Genomic DNA, 17,632 nt, shown 5'->3' with positions numbered 1-17,632 from the left:
CGGACACCGACGACGGTGGCGTCACCGACGGCGCCGAGGTCGACAACGGCACCGACCCGCTGGTCGGCAGCGACGACCTTCCGCCGGTCGAGGACACCGACGGTGACGGCCTGACCGACGCCGAGGAGGGCGAGCTCGGGACCGACCCGAACGACCCCGACACCGACAACGACGGGTTGTCCGACGGGGCCGAGGTCGAGACCCACGGCACCAACCCGCTCGACCCGGACACCGACGACGGCGGGGTCAGCGACGGCGCCGAGGTCACCAACGGGACCAACCCGCTCAACGGCGCCGACGACGTGCCGGTCGACCCGGACACGGACGGCGACGGCCTGACCAACAGCCAGGAGACCACGCACGGAACCCAGCCGGGCAACCCCGACACCGACGGTGACGGGCTGTCCGACGGCGCCGAGGTGCGCGGCCCGGCCGGTCTCTACCCGTCCTGCCGGACCAACCCGAGGCAGGGGGACACCGACGGTGACGAGCTCGCCGACGGCACGGAGATCGCGGGGATCACCCTCGCCCAGAAGGTGATGACCAAGACCAAGCCGTCCGGCAAGCGGATCGGGCTGGTCAGGCCCAATCCCTGTGCCCGCGACACCGACCGGGACGGCCTGCGGGACGACCGCGAGGTCAAGGGGTCGAAGATCACGCAGCGGGTGGCGACGGCTCCGGGTGAGTCCTACGTCATCGGGCGGCGGGTCACCAACCCGGTGAAGGCCGACACCGACCGGGACGGCGTCAAGGACAAGGTCGAGATCAAGGGCTCGGCGAACAAGGCGCACGGCCGGCACAAGTCGGACCCGACCCACTTCGACACCGACCGGGGCGGCACCAACGACGGGCGCGAGATCGCCGGGGGCTCCGACCCGAGCAACTGGGCGTCGTACCCGTCGAACCCGAAGGCGGCCGCGCGCCGGCAGGGCTAGGCGTTCCACCCCCCACCGCGGGCAACCCCCTGCCACCCATCGGGCAGGGGGTTGCCTATGCCCGGATGGCCCGAAAAGCCCATGGACACTGCGAGCCGGGCGCTGGTTGACTCCCGCGCTTGTGAAGTCCTCGCTGCTGGCTCCCAAGCTCGCCCTCGGTGCCCTGGTCCTGTCCGCCCTGCACGCTGTGACCACGGCGTCGCCCGCCGCGGCCGCGGCCGTGCGCTGGGCCTCGCCCACCGGCACGGGTGACCCGACCGTGTGCAGCCAGGTCGCCCCGTGTGACCTCGAGACCGCGGTCGAGCACGCGTCGGTGCAGGCCGGTGACGAGGTGGTGGTCACGCCGGGTGACTACAACGTGACGACGCTGAGCGTGGACAAGGCGATCACGCTGCACGGTCAGGCCGGCCAGCCGCGACCGAAGATCACCACGGCCGGCTCGGTGACCGTGGGCGCCGCCGCCACCGTGCGCGACCTGGACCTCGTCCACAACACCAACGGGCCGGGGCTGTGGACCAACACCGCGGGCGCGGTGGTCGAGCGGGTCACGTCGAAGATGACCGCCGTCGGTGGCTTCGCCTGCGCGGCGACCGCCACGAGCACCTGGCGCGACTCGGTGTGCTGGGCCACGGCCACCAACTCCCGGGGCATGGGCTCGAACGCCGGCTTCCCGGCCAGCACCCGCACCATCACGCTGCGCAACGTCACCGCCGTCGGCGTGGCCGGAGGCCTGAGCTTCGACTTCAACGGGACCGGCATCAACGTGATCATCGACGCCAAGAACGTGATCGCCAGCAGCCCGGCCGCCGACGTCCGGGCGGCCGGGGACAACGGCGCGTCCGTGCAGATCACGCTGACCAACTCGAACTACGCCGAGGAGACGGAGCTCTCCACAGGAGGCGGCTTCGGCAGCGTCACCGACCCGGGCAGCGGGACGAACCAGACGGCGGCGCCGGTGTTCGTGGAGGCCGCGAACGGTGACTTCCGCCAGGCCGGGGGCTCGCCGACCATCGACGCCGGTGTGGCGGACCCGGCCAACGGCAGCGCGGACTTCGAGGGCGACCCCCGTGCGGCCCGGGGTACCGCTGCCTGCCCGGAGCTGGTGGACATCGGTGCCGACGAGCGGGTGACGGCGCTGGAGTGCGACCCGCCGGACACGAGCATCGCGAGTGGCCCGGACGCGTCGACCACGGACGCGACGCCGACCTTCGGGCTCGCCTCGGACGAGACCGGCGTGACGTTCGAGTGCCGCGTGGACGCGGGCGCGTTCGCCCCGTGCGCGACGCCGTTCACCACGGCGACGCTGGGACTGGGTGCCCACACCCTGCAGGCCCGGGCCACCGACCCGTCCGGCAACGTCGACGAGACACCGGCCACCAGGTCGTTCACGGTCGTGGAGCCGGACACGACGCTGACCGGGACGCCGAAGAAGAAGGTGCTGACCAAGAAGAAGCGGGCCAAGGTGACCTTCGCGTTCACCTCGACCGCAGCAGGCGGCTTCGAGTGCTCGCTGGACGGCGCGGCGTTCAAGCCCTGCACGTCGCCGTTGACCTTCAAGGCCAAGCTCGGCAAGCACACGATGCAGGTGCGCGCGGTCAGCGACTCGGGCCTGGTCGACCCGACCCCGGCGACCTACAAGTTCAAGGTCAAGCGCAAGAGCTGAGAGGGGCGGCTCTCCCCGGATCTTCTGCACGTCCTGACGCTCCGTCGTACCGTGGAACCGTGCGACGACTGACCGCTGCCGTCTCGGCGCTCGCCTGCATGGGGGCAGTTGCCGCCGGGACGGCAGCCCCGGTCGAGGCTCGCCCGGCTGAGAAGCGAGTCGAGACGACGACCGAGAAGAAGTCGCCGCAGGCGAAGTACCAGCGGCAGGCGCGCAAGGCCACGAACGCGCAGCGAACGTCCCGCGGGATCAGTGCGGTCAGGCGTGGCGACTGCGTGCAGAGGTTCGCCGCTCGGCAGGCCAGGAAGATGGCTCAGCAGGAGCGGATGTTCCACCAGGATCTCGCTCCGGTCCTCGCCGAGTGCGGTCTCGTCGCGGCAGGCGAGAACGTGGCCTACGGCTATCCGAACGGGCGCTCCGTCGTCAACGACGGCTGGATGAGCTCCCCGGGACACCGACTCAACATCCTGAACCCCGTCTACCGCGTCATGGGGCTGGGGGCTCGCAAGGGCCACGACGGGAAGTGGTACGTCGCGCAGGTGTTCGGCACCTCGCTCTGAGGGTCCCGGTCGGCCTGCTCGCCCGGCTCAGGCCGCGGTGGCGCTGGCGACCACCACCACGTTGGACAGGAACTGGGAACCGTCCCAGTCCTCACAGGTGATGAGGACCAGGCGACCGGGAACGTCCTGGCTGAAGATCCGCTCGGCATCGCGCGCGAGACGCCCCTTGCTGTAGGTGCGCACGCGGGCGACCTCGTAGGTGACGCGGCCGCGGTCCGTGCGGACCAGGATGGGCTGCCCGGGAGTGAGCGTCTCGAGGTCGTGCAGAGCGCCACCGCCGGTGTGGACCGTGTGTCCGGCGATCAGGGCACTCCCGCGGGCGGCTCCCGGCCGGGCGCCGTCAGCCCACCAACCCAGCTGCTCGGCGTCGGCGGGCGGGATCAGCGTGTCGTTCGGCGCCTGGACGGGCAGCACGGGTGCGGACACCTCGAGGGCCGGGATCACCACCCGCCGCGGGGCGCCCGGTGTCCGCTCGGCGAGGACGGGCCGCGGTGTCGAGTCCGTGCCGGGGACCCCGGCGCGAGGCGGGGAGCCGGATCCCGCGTCGCCGGCCGGCACGGGTGAGGCCGTGACCGGCCCCGGCGTGGGAGAGCGGGTGACGAGGAGAGCGGCCACGAGGCCGGCGACGACGAGCAGGGCACCGATCGCGGCCAGCCATGCGGAGGCGCGACCACGACCGGTGCCCATCAGCGCGTCGCGGTCAGGCTGCCCGGCGCCGCGCGACCAGCGCCGCGCCGCCGAGGAGCAGACCGAGCGCCACCGCCAGCAGCGCCCAGGGCGAGGTGACCAGGTCGTGGGCGGGGGAGCCCTCCGCGCCGGCGGCCACCTGGTTGGGAACGTCGACCGCGGGCGCGCCGCCGGTCCGGGACTCGCCGGCCACCGTCGCGTCGTCCGCGGTGGCCTGGATGCCCAGGACGCCGGACTCGGTCGACTCCAGCTCGCCGGCCTGGGTGTCGAGGCCGACCTGCGCCTCGTCACCCACGACAGCGGGCCGACCCTCGGAGGTCAGCGTCTCCGAGCCCGAGCCAGTGCACGGCTGCACCCAGAACACCTTGTGCTTGGTGTCGGCTCCCTGTGACCCGGGGGTGTGGACGGTCAGCTTCACGTGGTAGCCCTGCTGCGGGTGGGGCTCACCCGTGAACCCCAGCGTGTAGGTGGCCTCCCCGTCGAAACCGCTGTCGGTCCCGGCGCCGCTGGCCGGGTCGCCGCCGACGAAGACCTGCGCCGGCTCGGTGCCGGAGAGCAGGACGTCGCTCGTCGGGGCCTGCATGGCGAACTCGACGGTCGAGACGATGTCGGCGCCCTCGTCGAAGCCGTACCACTCGATGTCGACGACGCACGACACGTGCGGCGTGTTCTGGGGGATGCCGTCGTCCTCCAGGTGCGGGGTGATCTTCACGGTGCCGTTGTTGCCTGCCGGGTCACCGGGCGCCCCCACGGCGGAGCCGCCGGACGCGCCGGCGCCCTGACCCTGGCCGGAGCCCTGGTGGTCGCCCTGCTGGCCGTCGTGGTTCCCGTTGTTGCCGTGCGGTCCCTTCGGGTCCTTCGGGTCCTTGGGTCCCTTCGGGTCCTTGGGCCCCTTGGGTCCCTTCGGGTCCTTGGCGTTGTCCGAAGCATTGCCGTCCGGACCCTGCGAGCCGGTGTGTGCGTTGCCGTTGCTGTTGCCGTTCCCGTTGCCGTGGTCCGCCGCCGCGGGCAGCGCCAGCGCCACCCATCCCCCCAGGGCCAGGGCGACCGTCGTGGCAAGGGTCCGTCGGATGTGGAGCCCCGTGCGCGTCATGGTGTTGTGCCTCTTCCTGTGATGCGGTCCCCCCGAGCCGCTGTGATACGGGATGGGGTATTCCACGCCCGATCGCGGTCCAAACCTCCGTCTTCGCCACCGACGGGAGCGGGCGCCGGCCACCCCGTAGGCTTGACCCTTGTGGCAGGACCGGACTTCGACGCGCAGATCAAGCAGCTCCAGGCGACCATGCACACCATCGAGCAGGTGCTCGACCTCGACGCCATGCGCGCCGAGATCGCCGACCTGGGCGAGCAGGTCGCCGCACCGGACCTGTGGGACGACCAGGACAACGCCACCCGGGTGACCGGGCGCCTCTCGGCCCTCCAGGGTGAGGTCGACCGCGTGAGCGAGCTGGCCCAGCGCATCGAGGACCTCGAGATCATGGTCGAGCTGAGCCGCGACGAGGGCGACGCCGCCTCGCTGGCCGAGGCCGAGACCGAGCTCGCCCGGATCCAGAAGACCGTCGAGGCGCTCGAGGTCCGCACCCTGCTCTCCGGTGAGTACGACGTCCGCGAGGCCCTGATCACCATCCGGTCCGGAGCGGGTGGTGTCGACGCCGCGGACTTCGCCGAGATGCTGCTGCGGATGTACATGCGCTGGGCCGAGCAGCACTCCTACCCGGTCGAGGTCTTCGACACCTCGTACGCCGAGGAGGCCGGCCTCAAGTCGGCGACCTTCGCCATCCACGCGCCGTACGCCTACGGCACCCTGTCGGTCGAGGCGGGCACCCACCGGCTGGTCAGGATCAGCCCCTTCGACAACCAGGGCCGGCGGCAGACGTCGTTCGCCGCCGTCGAGGTCGTCCCGCTGCTCGAGCAGACCGACGACATCGAGATCCCCGACGAGGAGATCCGGGTCGACGTCTACCGTTCGTCGGGTCCCGGGGGCCAGTCGGTCAACACCACCGACTCCGCCGTCCGGCTCACCCACATCCCGACCGGCACGGTCGTCAGCTGCCAGAACGAGAAGAGCCAGCTGCAGAACAAGGCCAGCGCGATGATCATCCTCAAGGCCAAGCTGCTGGCCATGAAGAAGGCCGAGGAGGCCGCCCAGATGAAGGAGCTCAAGGGCGACGTCCAGGCCAGCTGGGGCGACCAGATGCGCAACTACGTCCTCAACCCGTACCAGGTCGTGAAGGACCTGCGCACCGGCTACGAGGTCGGCAACCCGTCGGCGGTCTTCGACGGGGACCTCGACGGGTTCCTCGAGGCCGGTATCCGCTGGCGCCGCGGCGCCGAGAAGGCCGCTGCCGCCGGCTGATCCGGACCTTCGCCTTCGCCGCCCGGGCCTGAGGACCCTCCCGGCGGCCCTGCTCGCGCGTGACGATCGCCCTGACGGGCTGTCCGCACTCGAGGAGGGTCCATGGCTGTCGGCACGGAGGTGTCCGCGACGTCCGCGGAGACGCCAGCGGACGGCGTCGGTCGTGGGCGCCTCGTAGGTCTCGTCGTCGCCGGCCTCGTCGCGGCCGGCTTCGTCGTGCTGCTGTGGCTCGGCGTCGGCTCGTCACGCTGGCAGGTGGTCCTGCTCATCGGCGCCAGCCTGGCGATCGCCGGTGTCGCGGCGCTGCTACCGACGTCGTGGCGAGCGCGCACCGCGCTGGTCGCCACGACCTTCGTCGCCGCCGCCGGCGTGCTCCCGCTCGTGGTGACCTCGGACTCCGACCCGGAGCCGCCGGGGCCGGGCCCCCAGCCTGCGGTCAATGCGGACTACCTGGTGCAGCTGCTGGGTGACGGCCCGTTCACCGAGCCGCTGCCGGCTCCTTTCGCTGTGTCCGGTCTGGCCGACGCCGGTATCGGCGATCCGGGCGCGGCTCAGCGGGTCGGTGCGGTCGAGGTCACGCTGACGAACTCGGGCGCCCAGCCCGGGCTCGCCGACCTGGCGGCGTACGCCTGGATCGAGGTCTACCGCACGGAGGACGAGGCCACGGCGCGGGCCGAGGAGCTGCTCGCGCAGGCCGAGGAGCAGTACGCCGGCCTGGGCGGCTCGACCGGCGACGCCGACGGCTTCTCCGTGGTCGCCGACCAGTACTGGCTGTGCGGCGGCCGCCGGGGGACGGTCGTCGTGCGGGTGGACCTGGCCCCCAACCCCAGCTCGACGCAGGCGATCGCGTCGGGCCTGGTCGCGGCACTCCTGGACTACTCAGCCCGGATGGCCAAGCTCGCCGCGGCCGACTGACCGCGGCTCAGCCGCTCGCCCCCAGGGCCACGCCCACGCACCAGGCGCCGGCGCGCTCGACCAGTGCTGCCCGGTCGGTGCCGGGGTCGGGGGCGGACAGCTCGCAGGTGAGCCAGGCGTCACCGAACAGGCCCTGGTAGGACGCCCGCACCCCGTCGGAGTCCGCGCAGGTGAGGCCGACGGACGGGGCGCCGTACGGCGGCGTGGGGGAGGCGTCGCAGCCCTCGGTCCGCTCCGCGTCGCGCACCAGCCGCTTCGCCCGGCCCCGGTCGACCGGAGGGGCGAACACCCAGGCGCGCGCCTGGTCGCCCTCGGCGCCCGTCCAGGCGCAGCCGAACTCGTGCGCCACGTCGGTCACCCCGTCGGCCAGGGCGACCTCGTCGCCGTTCTCGTACGACGCCGTGTCGGCCGGCTCGCCGCCCAGGGCCGCCTCGACCTGGCGCGGGTCGACCGCGTCGCAGAACGACGCCCGGGGCACCGTCAGGGTGCTGGTGTCGAAGGTCGCCAACGGGGTCGTGGCGAACGCGGAGGGCCCGGAGGGGCGCTCGTCGCTGTCGAGGAGCAGCGTCCCGGCGGTCACCCCGGCGCCCGTGACTACCAGGGCGAGCAGGGCAACCAGGACCGGGCGACGCATCCGGCCAGCCTAGGGAGCGGGTCAGGCGACGCTGGTGCCAGCGTCCTCCGCGGCCTGGTCCGGGGCGAACTCGCAGAACGCGTCGTAGGCCCGGGGGCCGTAGATCGTGGCCGGGCCGCCCTTCATCAGGAAGGTCACGCCGATCGCCTCGGCGGCCTCCTGGCGAGTCGCGCCGGCCTTGGCCGCGGCCTGGGCGTGGGAGGCGATGCACCCGTCGCAGCCCTCGACGACGCCGATGGCCAGGGCGATCAGCTCCTTGGTGCGGGTGTCGAGGGCGCCGGCCGCGAACGCCGCCTTGTGCAGCTCACCGAACCCGGCGTAGACGTCGGGCACGGCGCGACGGAGCTGGCGGTGCAGGGGTGACAGGTCGTCGAGGACCTGCTTGCCGTGCGGTGAGACGGGCTCGAGGGCGGTGGTGGTCATGTGCAGCCTCCTGGAGGTGCTGGGGTGGTCGAGGGGTGGTCGAGGGGGGTCGGGAGCGGTCAGGCCAGGCCGAGGAAGAGCTTCTCCATCTTCTTGACGTCGACGCTGTCGGGGCCGTCGCCGGCGGCGATGCACTGCTGGAGGCCGGTGGCGACGATGCCGAAGCCGGTCTTCTCGAGGGCCTTGAGGACGGCGGACAGCTGGGTGATCACGTCCTCGCACTCCGTGCCCTCCTCCATCATGGAGATCACCTTCGCCAGGTGGCCGTGCGCACGCTTGGCCCGGTTGATCAGCGGGCGGATGTCGTCGGGCTCGAGCTCCATCAGGCCACCTCCACCGGCTCGAGCGCGTCCAGGGCGGCGCGCAGGCGGGTGCGCGCCTCGTCGGCGACCTCACGGATCACGGGCGAGTCCTCCAGCCGGGCCATGGCCTCGGGGTCGATGACCTCGACCGCGGTGCGGCCGTCCGGCTCGGTGCGGACGACGACGTTGCACGGCAGCAGAGCGCCGAGCGAGGGCGTCGCCTCGAGCGCCTGGTGCGCCAGCTGCGGACGGCACGCCCCGAGGATGACCTGCGCGGGGACGTCGACGTCCAGCTTGGCCTTCAGCGTGGCGCGGACGTCGATCTCGGTGAGGACGCCGAACCCCTGCTCGGCCAGGGCGTCCCGGACCAGCGGCACGACGTCGTCGTACGCGCGGTCCAGGGTGACGGTCATCGTGTAGTCGCTCATGACGCGCTGCCGCTGGTCGCGGCCTCGACGTCCAGGGCCTTGATGCCGTCGATCAGCTGCTCGAGCGCCGGGGCCGGCAGTGCACCGGCCTGGGAGAACACCAGGTGCCCGCCCTTGAACGCCATCAGCGTCGGGATCGAGCTGATCTGTGCGGCCGCCGCCAGCTCTCGCTCGGCCTCGGTGTCGACCGAGGCGAACGTGACCTCCGGGTGTGCCTCGGACGCGGCCTCGTAGATGGGCGCGAACATCCGGCACGGTCCGCACCAGGACGCCCAGAAGTCCACGAGCACGATCTCGTGCTCGGTGATGGTCCGCTCGAAGGACTCGGCGGTCAGGTCGATGGTGCTCATCGATTTCCTCCTTGTTGGTGGATGGTGGCATTCTAACCCCACGGGGGGATAACCCCCCAGGGGGATCCAGAATTCCCCTGGACGAGCAGCCAACCGACAGACGGAGTCATGCCATGACCAACCCGGCGACCAACACCGCGTCCGCATCGGCCGCGAGCACCCCGCCGCTGCCCGAGCTCACCAGCTACGGGGTGCTCGGCAGGCTCGGGCTCGCCGTCGCCCGGCGCCGGCGACTGACCTTGATCGCCTGGGCCCTGGTCGTCGTCGGGCTCGGGATCTTCGCCCCTCGGGTGGAGTCCGAGCTGTCCGGCGCCGGCTGGCAGGCCGACGGGTCGGAGTCGGTCGCGGTGCGGGAGCTGGCCGTCGACCACTTCGGCGGCAACGCCAGCTCGGCCATCCAGGTGGTCGTCAACGACCCCGGCGGCGACGTGCTCTCGGGCGACGGGGGCGCGGCGATCGCCGAGGCCACGGCCATCCTCGAGGCCGACCCGCGCGTGGGAGAGGTGATCCCGCCACAGCCGGGGGCCTCCCTCAGCGAGGACGGCCACACCGCGGTCCTGCTGGCGGGGGCCGGCTCCGACACCAACGACATGGTGCGGGTGGCGAACGACCACAAGGAGGCCCTGCAGGAGCTGTCCGCGGGTGACATCACCGTGCGCCCGACGGGTGCGTCGATGCTCTGGTCGGACTTCAACGAGGCCAACCTGGACGCGATGCTCAAGTCCGAGATGGTGTCGTGGCCGGTCACGCTGGTGATCCTCGTCCTCGCCTTCGGCGCCCTGCTCGCCGCCGGTCTGCCGCTGGTGCTGACCCTGGCCGGCCTGGTCGCCTCGGCCGGGTCGCTGGTCCTGATCAACCAGGTCGTCCCGGTGTCCATCTGGGCGATGAACTTCGCGATGATGTTCGCCCTCGCCCTCGGCATCGACTACGCCCTGTTCATCGTGCAGCGTTACCGCGCGGCCCGGCTGGGCGCCCACGAGGACCCGCACCACGCGATCGCGGAGGCCATGGACACGGCGGGCAAGGCGGTGCTGCTCTCCGGCCTGACCGTGCTGGTGTCGCTCTCGGCGGTCATGCTGGTCCCGTCGCCGGCGTTCCGCTCGATGGCGGGCGGCATCATGCTGGCCGTCATCTTCGTGCTCGCTGCCACCCTCACCCTGCTGCCGGTCGTGCTGGCGGCCCTGGACGAGCGGGTCAACTGGGGCTCGCTGCCCTGGGTGCACGCCGGCGAGCACCGGTCCCCGAGGTTCGCCGCCTGGGGCGAGCGGCTCTGGAAGCGGCCGGTCGCCTACGGCGCGGTGGCCGTGGTCGCCCTGGTGCTGCTGGCCGCACCCATCGTGGGGCTGCGCACGTCGATGCCGTCGATCAAGGTGCTGCCCGAGGAGTCGTCGGCGCGGGTCGGCTACGACCTGGTCGCCGAGGAGTTCGGCGCCGGTGCGCCCGGCACGCTCCAGGTGATCGCCGAGGCCGACCAGGCCGACCGGACCGTCGCGGTGCTGACCGCGGACGACGGCATCGGCGGCGTCATGCCGGCGATGCCGGCGCCCGACGACAGCGGGCTCGTGCTGGTCTCGGCCGTGCCCACCGTCGACCCCTCCGACCCGGCGCTGGCCGACACCGTCGACCGGCTCCGCCAGGACCTGCCGTCCACCGCCCAGGTCGGCGGGGCCGCCGTGGAGAACCTCGACCTCAAGTCCCAGCTCGACGAGTCCACCCCGCTGGTCATCGCGGTGGTGCTGCTCCTCGGCTTCCTGCTGCTGCTGGTCGCCCTGCGGGCACCGCTGATCGCCTTCCTGGGCACGCTGGTCAGCCTGCTGTCGACGGCAGCCGCCTTCGGCGTCGCCCGGCTGGTCTTCCAGGAGGGCTGGGGCTCGGGCGTGCTGGGCTTCGAGTCGCAGGGCTTCCTGGACGCCTGGGCGCCGGTGTTCTTCTTCGCGATGATCTTCGCGATCGCGATGGACTACACGGTGTTCCTGCTGGCGTCGGCCAAGGAGCACTACGAACGGTCCGGCGACCCACGGGAGGCGATGGTCGGGGCGGTCGCCCACTCCGGCCGGGTCATCTTCGCTGCCGGTGCGGTGATGGTGGCGGTGTTCTTCACCTTCGCCCTCTCCGGCCCGCTCCCGCCCAAGGAGATGGGGATCGTGCTCGGGATCGCGGTGTTCCTCGACGCCTTCCTGGTCCGCCTCGTCCTGCTCCCCGTGCTGCTGCGGCTGACCGGCAACGCGGCCTGGTGGGTGCCCGGCTGGCTGCAGAAGGCCCTGCCCGACATCCGCTTCTCGCACGGCTAGACCCCGTCCAGCCCTCGACGGAACGACGAAACAGGAGCAAGGAGCTCTCCATGTGCCATGCAGCTCGCTGCCGCACCTGCGGCAAGACGACCTGGCGCGGCTGCGGCCGCCACGTCGCCCACGTCAAGGCGCGGGTGCCCGCCGACCAGTGGTGCCCCGGGCACGACCCGGCCGAGCGGTCGTCCGGCCGGCCCTCCGAGCACCGCTGGTGGCGCCGGGGCTGACGTGACGGACCTCGGCCGGGGCGCTCGACGTGCGGTTGAATGACCACGATGAGCGCACCGGCCGAGGTCCATGCTGCCGCGGCGGCACGGCTCGAGGGGAGCGCGCTCGGCCTGGACGCCGTCATCGCCGGCCCCGGGCTCAGCCGGGAGCGCCGGGACGCGTTCGGGCTGCGGCTCGACCGCTTCTACGACGACCTGGCCTCGGCCCTGGCGGAGATCCACCCGGACCCCGAGGTCCGCGCCCCGCTGACCGCGCGGATGGTGGAGCTCGCGGCGGCGGCGTACGCCGAGCGGGCCGACGAGCTGCACACCCTGGACGCCCGGCGGCTGCTCACCCCGGACTGGCTCCAGCAGCCGCGGATGTTCGGCTACGCCTGCTACACCGAGCGGTTCGCCGACGACCTCCGGGGTGTGGCCGCCCGGCTCGACCACCTCGAGGAGCTCGGCGTCACCTACCTGCACCTGATGCCGCTGCTGCAGCCGCGCGAAGGTGACAACGACGGCGGTTACGCCGTCCAGGACTACCGCGCGGTGCGCAGCGACCTCGGCACGATGGACGACCTGCGCGACCTGGCGACGACCCTGCGGGGGCGCGGGATCAGCCTCTGCATGGACCTGGTGGTCAACCACGTGGCCAGGGAGCACGAGTGGGCGGCCCGGGCTCGCACCGGGGACGAGCGGTACCGCGACTACTTCCACGTCCTCCCCGACCGGGCCGCGGTGGAGGCCTACGAGCAGACGCTGCCGGAGGTGTTCCCCGACTTCGCGCCCGGCAGCTTCACCTGGGACGACGACCTGGACGCGTGGGTCTGGACGACGTTCAACGAGTTCCAGTGGGACCTCAACTGGGCCAACCCGGCGGTGCTCCTGGAGTTCACCGAGATCATCCTCGGGCTGGCCAACCTCGGCGTGGAGGTGCTCCGGCTCGACGCGATCGCGTTCCTCTGGAAGCGGCTGGGCACCGACTGCCAGAACCAGCCCGAGGTGCACGCCATCACCCAGGCGCTGCGGGCGGTCACCCGGATGGCCGCGCCGGCCGTGGCGTTCAAGGCGGAGGCGATCGTGGGCCCCCGCGACCTGGTGCAGTACCTCGGGACCGGCCGGCACGCCGGCCGGGTGAGCGACCTGGCCTACCACAACAGCCTGATGGTCCAGGTGTGGTCGATGCTGGCCGCCCGCAACACCGTGCTGGCCCGCCAGGCCCTCCGGGCGCTGCCGGCGACCCCGGCGACCGGCACCTGGATCACCTACGTCCGCTGCCACGACGACATCGGCTGGGCCATCGACGACCGGGACGCGTACGCCGTCGGTGTCACCGGCCAGGGGCACCGGGCGTTCCTCTCCGACTGGTACTCCGGGGAGTTCCCCGGATCCTGGGCCGACGGCCTGGTGTTCCAGGCCAACCCGGCGACCGGTGACCGGCGGATCAGCGGGACCGCGGCCTCCCTGCTCGGGCTGGAGACCGATCCTGACGCCGCACTCGCGCGGATCCTCCTCGCGCACGCGGTGGTCGCGGCCTGGGGTGGCATCCCGGTCGTGTGGAGCGGCGACGAGCTCGGGCAGCCCAACGACCCCGGCTGGGCGAGCGAGCCGGGCCACGAGGACGACAACCGCTGGGCGCACCGGCCCCGGCTGGACTGGACGCGGGCAGCGTCACGCGACGACCCCGACACCGTGGCCGGCCGCGTCTTCGGCGGCCTCCGGCACCTCGCCGCGGTCCGGGCCCGGCTGCCGCAACTGCACGCCTCCGCCGACACCGAGGTCCTCCAGGACACCGACGACGGCGTGCTCGCGGTCGTCCGGCAGCACGCCAGCGGCACGTTCGTCGGGCTCTACAACGTCAGCGATCAGGCCCGGTCGTTCGAGCCGCACCGGCTGCACGACCTGGGCCTGACGGCGCCCTACGACGCGCTTGGCGGTCACCCGTTGGCCACCGGGTCGATGGGGCTGCTCTGGCTGCCGCCGTACGCCGCGTGGTGGCTGGTGGACGCGCCCGGGTGAGTCTCGGTCACGGCCGGCAGGACCGACCGGGCGCGAACGGCCGGGTGGCGCCCATCTCTCCCGCCGGGGACGGCTGCGCCGTGATCTGGACCCAGTAGCGCGTCCCTTGCGGGTAGGCGCACAGCTGCCTCCCGATGCGCCGCGCCACGGCCGCGGTGGCGTCGGGGGGACGGACGTAGGCCGTCACCAGCACCCGGCCCGACCGCCGGGGGCGCCACTGCACACCGCCGACCTCGGGCGGCAGCGGGTGGTCGGCCAGGTACGTCAACCAGGCCGCCACGCCCCGGAACGGCGGGTGGCAGCCGGTGCTGGTCCGGGCCGGGATGCCGCGCACCGGCCCCGGGACCGCCAGGCTCACCCGGAGGTCGTCGCCGAGCATGAAGCGGGCGCCAGCGGCGAAGGCGCAGGCCCTCTCCAGCACCGACTGGACCTCCTGCGGGGGGCTCGGCCTGGATGAGGGGAAGGTCAGCTCCCAGCGGAACGACGGCGGGAGGCTCCAGTCCTGCGGCGTGAAGACGGCCTCGGCCGCGACCAGCGCGCTACCGGCGTCTCCGGCTCGCATCTCGTCGGAGGCCCAGTCCCTCCACGTGTCGCGGGCCGCCGCGAGCTCCCGACTCGTCTCCGGGTCCAGGGGCTCGCCGCAGCAGTCGCTGCCGTCGTCGGTGCACGCGGACGCGGCGATGACGAGGAGGGCGAGCAGGATCGCCAGGGACCGGCCAGGCCGGGGCATGCCGGTCCGACGCCCGTCGGGTGCAGGGGGTTCCACGGCGCTGCGACCCGCGTCGGCCCCTGGCCGTTCCCTGGCCGTTCCCTGGCCGTGCTGGACGCGCCCACCAGCCTCCGTCGCCGCCGTGGGGTGCTCCCGTAGCCTCAATCCACGTGATTCGCTTCGAGAAGGTCACCAAGACCTACCCCGGCACCGCCCACCCGGCGCTCGACCAGGTGAGCATCGACATCGAGAAGGGCGAGTTCGTCTTCCTCGTCGGCCAGTCGGGTTCGGGCAAGTCCACCGCGCTGCGCCTGGTGCTGCGGGAGGCCCGCTCCACCTCGGGCCGGGTCCACGTCGCCGGCAAGGACCTCAACCGGCTGGCCGGGTGGAAGGTGCCGCGGCTGCGGCGCCAGATCGGCACCGTGTTCCAGGACTTCCGGCTGCTCCAGAACAAGACCGTCTCGGAGAACGTCGCCTTCGCGCTCCAGGTCATCGGCAAGTCCCGGGCCGAGATCAGGAAGACCGTCCCCGAGACGCTGCAGCTGGTGGGCCTGGACGGCAAGGGCGACCGGCTGCCCGACGAGCTGTCCGGCGGTGAGCAGCAGCGGGTCGCGATCGCGCGCGCCTTCGTCAACCGGCCGATGATCCTGATCGCCGACGAGCCCACCGGCAACCTCGACCCGACCACCTCGGTCGGGATCATGAAGCTCCTCGACCGGATCAACCGCACCGGCACCACCGTGCTGATGGCCACCCACGACACGGCCGTCGTCGACCAGATGCGCAAGCGCGTCGTCGAGCTCGACCACGGCAGGGTCGTCCGCGACCAGGCCCAGGGTGCCTACGGCGGGGTCGCCTGATGCAGCTGCGCTACGTCTTCTCCGAGCTCGGGCAGGGCCTGCGGCGCAACGTGTCGATGCACATCGCCGTGATCCTCACGCTCTTCGTCTCGATGACCCTGGTCGGCCTCGGCGTCCTGCTCAACCAGCAGCGCTCCATCGCCACCGAGTACCTCGGCAACCAGCTCGAGATCGCGACGTACCTGTGCCGCGACTCCGACGTCAACCCGAGCTGCACCAGCGCGGCCACGGACACCCAGAAGGAGGCCATCGAGGCGGTCATCGAGGACAGCCCCGAGGTCGAGACCTACCGGTTCGAGACCAAGGAGGAGGCCTTCGAGAAGGTCAAGAAGCTCCTCGGCGAGGACCAGTTCGACGGCCCCAACCCGGTGATGACCGCCGATGACATGTCCGAGGCCTACTGGATCACGCTCAAGGACCCCAAGGAGTTCGAGGGCATCACCAGCGCGGTGATCGGCCTGGACGGCGTCTCCCAGATCCGGGACGAGCGGGAGACTGTCAAACCGCTCTTCGACTCCCTCGACACGCTCAAGTACGCGTCGTGGGGAGTGGCCGGGTTCCTGCTCCTCGCCGCGCTGCTGCTCGTGGCGAACACGATCCGGCTGGCGGCGTTCGCGCGCCGCAAGGAGATCGGGATCATGCGGCTCGTCGGGGCCTCCACGCTCTACATCGCGCTGCCGTTCCTGCTCGAGGCGCTGGTGACCGCGGTGGTCGGTGTGGTGCTCGCCGGAGGTGCGCTGGGCGCAGTGATGTGGTTCGGCGTGGAGCAGCGGATCAGCCAGACGCTGTCGTTCATGCCGTGGATCGGGCTCCCCGACTTCACCACCGCACTGATCGTGATCGCCGTGCTGGGGCCGCTGCTGACCCTGCTCCCGACACTCGCACTGACCCGCAAATACCTCAAAGTCTGACCTCGCGCCTCTACGGTCGAGGGGTTCACTTCCCCGAGCTCTTCCCCGATCGCAGAAGGCAGACACGTGCGCTACTTCCCCGGCGCCTCTCATCGACGTGCGCTCCGACGAACCCTGGCGGTCCCTGCCCTCGTCGGCGTCCTCACGATCCCGGCAGCCACCCAGATCGTCCCCGCCCTCTCCCTCTCGGCGTCCTCCGCCGACCCTGACGACCTCCGCGCCGAGCGCGAGGAGGTCCGGCAGCAGATCCGTGACGCTCAGCAGGAGGCCGAGGAGTCCAGCAACCGGGTCGCCCGCGCCGTGGCGGCGTACACCGCGTCCCAGGCCGAGCTGGCGGCCGCCAAGGCCGACCTGGCGAGCACCCGCAAGGAGCTCTACGCCGCCCAGGCGCTCGATGCCAGCATGCAGGCGGCATTGGTCGAGGCGGAGGCCCGGCTCGTGCAGGCCCAGGCCGACGTGGTCGCGGGGCAGCAGGCGCTCGAGGCCCAGCGGGCCGTGGTCAAGGACCTGGTGGTCGACCTCTACCAGCAGGGTGACCCCACCCTCGTCTCGATCTCCGGCTACCTGGGCGCGCAGAGCCCGTCCGACCTGATCCGGCACGAGGAGTACGCCGACAGCGCCTCGGCCAAGCAGAAGGGCATCTTCGACGACCTGATCGCCGCCGAGGTGCTGCTCCAGGTGCGCGAGGACGAGGTCGCCGCCGCCCGCGACGACGTCGCGACCCGGCGCGCTGCGGCCGCGGAGAACCTGGCCACCATGCAGCGGCTCACCGACCAGGCGGTGGCGGAGAAGGCCCGGTTCCGCGGTCTGGTCGACTCCAACGCGGCGAAGAAGCGCGAGGCGCGGGCCGCCCGCCAGGCCGACCTCCGGATGCTCGAGAAGCTCAAGCGCGAAGAGGCCCGGATCAAGAAGAAGATCGCCGCCGCCGTCGCCGCCGCCGAGGCTGCCGCGGCCGCCGCCGGCGACAACGGGTTCACCGGCCAGTCCGACGGGTTCCTCGACTACCCGGTCGCCGGGCGCGTGACGTCGCCGTTCGGCTACCGGACCCACCCGATCTACGGCTACTACGGCCTGCACGACGGCACCGACTTCGGCGCCGGCTGCGGCTCCGCCCTGCGTGCGGTCGCCGACGGCACGGTCGTCTCGGCCTACTACTCGTCGGTCTACGGCAACCGGCTCTACGTCAGCGTCGGGCGGGTCAACGGGGCCAGCCTCGTCGCGGTCTACAACCACGCCAGCAGCTACCGGGTCGGGGTGGGCGACAGGGTCACCCGCGGGCAGACCGTCGGCTACGTCGGCTCGACCGGCTGGTCGACCGGCTGCCACCTGCACTTCACGATCATGAAGAACGGCGATGCCGTCGACCCGATGGGCTACCTGTGA

The 17,632-nt window shown here is 72.3% G+C and carries 19 protein-coding genes; 11 read left to right on the top strand and 8 right to left on the bottom strand.

What is annotated here, in order from left to right; translation table 11 throughout:
• The 3 genes from JHD21_RS01025 to JHD21_RS01015 form a co-directional block, all read left to right on the top strand.
• Positions 1 to 935 (top strand): hypothetical protein (locus tag JHD21_RS01025; RefSeq protein ID WP_292670928.1); only part of this gene is annotated, 935 nt, incomplete at its 5' end.
• A 121-nt stretch (positions 936 to 1,056) separates the two neighbouring features.
• The gene (locus JHD21_RS01020) at positions 1,057 to 2,598 is read left to right on the top strand and encodes a hypothetical protein (RefSeq protein ID WP_292670927.1); all 1,542 of its coding nucleotides are present in this window, start codon (positions 1,057 to 1,059) and stop codon (positions 2,596 to 2,598) included.
• A gap of 59 nt (positions 2,599 to 2,657) precedes the next feature.
• Positions 2,658 to 3,158 (top strand): CAP domain-containing protein, encoded by a 501-nt coding sequence (locus JHD21_RS01015; protein ID WP_292670926.1) that lies wholly within the window; start codon positions 2,658 to 2,660, stop codon positions 3,156 to 3,158.
• 27 nt (positions 3,159 to 3,185) lie between these two features.
• Here the strand turns inward: JHD21_RS01015 and JHD21_RS01010 are convergent, their stop codons facing one another.
• Both JHD21_RS01010 and JHD21_RS01005 read right to left on the bottom strand, forming a co-directional pair.
• Positions 3,186 to 3,845, bottom strand: coding sequence for a sortase (locus JHD21_RS01010; protein ID WP_292670925.1), 660 nt, complete (start codon positions 3,843 to 3,845; stop codon positions 3,186 to 3,188).
• 13 nt (positions 3,846 to 3,858) lie between these two features.
• The gene (locus JHD21_RS01005) at positions 3,859 to 4,938 is read right to left on the bottom strand and encodes a hypothetical protein (RefSeq protein WP_292670924.1); all 1,080 of its coding nucleotides are present in this window, start codon (positions 4,936 to 4,938) and stop codon (positions 3,859 to 3,861) included.
• Positions 4,939 to 5,079: 141 nt separating this feature from the next.
• Here JHD21_RS01005 and prfB point away from each other — a divergent pair, with 141 nt between their 5' ends.
• Both prfB and JHD21_RS00995 read left to right on the top strand, forming a co-directional pair.
• Positions 5,080 to 6,201: a peptide chain release factor 2 gene (gene prfB, locus JHD21_RS01000; protein WP_292670922.1), complete on the top strand. Its 1,122-nt coding sequence runs from the start codon at positions 5,080 to 5,082 to the stop codon at positions 6,199 to 6,201.
• A gap of 102 nt (positions 6,202 to 6,303) precedes the next feature.
• The gene (locus JHD21_RS00995) at positions 6,304 to 7,116 is read left to right on the top strand and encodes a hypothetical protein (RefSeq protein WP_292670920.1); all 813 of its coding nucleotides are present in this window, start codon (positions 6,304 to 6,306) and stop codon (positions 7,114 to 7,116) included.
• A gap of 7 nt (positions 7,117 to 7,123) precedes the next feature.
• Here JHD21_RS00995 and JHD21_RS00990 read toward each other — a convergent pair whose 3' ends face one another.
• Genes JHD21_RS00990 through trxA form a run of 5 tightly spaced genes read right to left on the bottom strand, consistent with a single transcriptional unit; the run spans position 7,124 to position 9,253 of the window.
• Positions 7,124 to 7,750 (bottom strand): hypothetical protein, encoded by a 627-nt coding sequence (locus JHD21_RS00990; protein ID WP_292670918.1) that lies wholly within the window; start codon positions 7,748 to 7,750, stop codon positions 7,124 to 7,126.
• A 21-nt stretch (positions 7,751 to 7,771) separates the two neighbouring features.
• Positions 7,772 to 8,173, bottom strand: a complete 402-nt coding sequence (locus JHD21_RS00985) for a carboxymuconolactone decarboxylase family protein (RefSeq protein ID WP_292670916.1) — start codon at positions 8,171 to 8,173, stop codon at positions 7,772 to 7,774.
• Positions 8,174 to 8,232: 59 nt separating this feature from the next.
• Positions 8,233 to 8,496 (bottom strand): metal-sensitive transcriptional regulator, encoded by a 264-nt coding sequence (locus JHD21_RS00980; protein WP_292670914.1) that lies wholly within the window; start codon positions 8,494 to 8,496, stop codon positions 8,233 to 8,235.
• A complete protein-coding gene (locus JHD21_RS00975) occupies positions 8,496 to 8,903 on the bottom strand; it encodes a DUF302 domain-containing protein (RefSeq protein ID WP_292670912.1) in 408 nt (135 codons plus the stop codon). Before JHD21_RS00975 ends, JHD21_RS00980 begins: the two co-directional genes overlap by 1 nt.
• Entirely contained in the window at positions 8,900 to 9,253 is a 354-nt protein-coding gene (gene trxA, locus JHD21_RS00970; protein WP_292670911.1) for a thioredoxin, read from the bottom strand. Before trxA ends, JHD21_RS00975 begins: the two co-directional genes overlap by 4 nt.
• A 113-nt stretch (positions 9,254 to 9,366) precedes the next feature.
• Between trxA and JHD21_RS00965 the strand changes: the two genes are divergently transcribed.
• From JHD21_RS00965 to JHD21_RS00955, 3 genes are read left to right on the top strand one after another with little or no spacing between them, the layout of a single operon-like run.
• The gene (locus tag JHD21_RS00965) at positions 9,367 to 11,544 is read left to right on the top strand and encodes an MMPL family transporter (protein ID WP_292670909.1); all 2,178 of its coding nucleotides are present in this window, start codon (positions 9,367 to 9,369) and stop codon (positions 11,542 to 11,544) included.
• Between the two features lie 50 nt (positions 11,545 to 11,594).
• On the top strand, positions 11,595 to 11,768 hold the full coding sequence (locus JHD21_RS00960) for a hypothetical protein (protein WP_292670907.1): 174 nt from the start codon (positions 11,595 to 11,597) through the stop codon (positions 11,766 to 11,768).
• A 39-nt stretch (positions 11,769 to 11,807) separates the two neighbouring features.
• Positions 11,808 to 13,769 (top strand): amylosucrase, encoded by a 1,962-nt coding sequence (locus tag JHD21_RS00955; RefSeq protein ID WP_365695281.1) that lies wholly within the window; start codon positions 11,808 to 11,810, stop codon positions 13,767 to 13,769.
• 7 nt (positions 13,770 to 13,776) lie between these two features.
• Here JHD21_RS00955 and JHD21_RS00950 read toward each other — a convergent pair whose 3' ends face one another.
• A complete protein-coding gene (locus JHD21_RS00950) occupies positions 13,777 to 14,499 on the bottom strand; it encodes a hypothetical protein (protein WP_292670904.1) in 723 nt (240 codons plus the stop codon).
• A gap of 149 nt (positions 14,500 to 14,648) precedes the next feature.
• Here JHD21_RS00950 and ftsE point away from each other — a divergent pair, with 149 nt between their 5' ends.
• The 3 genes from ftsE to JHD21_RS00935 all read left to right on the top strand — a co-directional run bounded on the left by ftsE (position 14,649) and on the right by JHD21_RS00935 (position 17,632).
• On the top strand, positions 14,649 to 15,338 hold the full coding sequence (gene ftsE / locus JHD21_RS00945) for a cell division ATP-binding protein FtsE (protein WP_292670902.1): 690 nt from the start codon (positions 14,649 to 14,651) through the stop codon (positions 15,336 to 15,338).
• Entirely contained in the window at positions 15,338 to 16,249 is a 912-nt protein-coding gene (ftsX, locus tag JHD21_RS00940) for a permease-like cell division protein FtsX (RefSeq protein ID WP_292670900.1), read from the top strand. The genes ftsE and ftsX overlap by 1 nt, the downstream gene beginning before the upstream one ends.
• Before the next feature lie 66 nt (positions 16,250 to 16,315).
• Positions 16,316 to 17,632 (top strand): M23 family metallopeptidase, encoded by a 1,317-nt coding sequence (locus tag JHD21_RS00935; protein WP_292670898.1) that lies wholly within the window; start codon positions 16,316 to 16,318, stop codon positions 17,630 to 17,632.

This window comes from Nocardioides sp. (assembly GCF_016462705.1).
In the GTDB taxonomy this organism is placed as follows: domain Bacteria; phylum Actinomycetota; class Actinomycetes; order Propionibacteriales; family Nocardioidaceae; genus Nocardioides.
The sequence above is the reverse complement of the archived record's forward strand: the minus strand, read 5'-3'. Positions and strand labels throughout refer to the sequence as shown.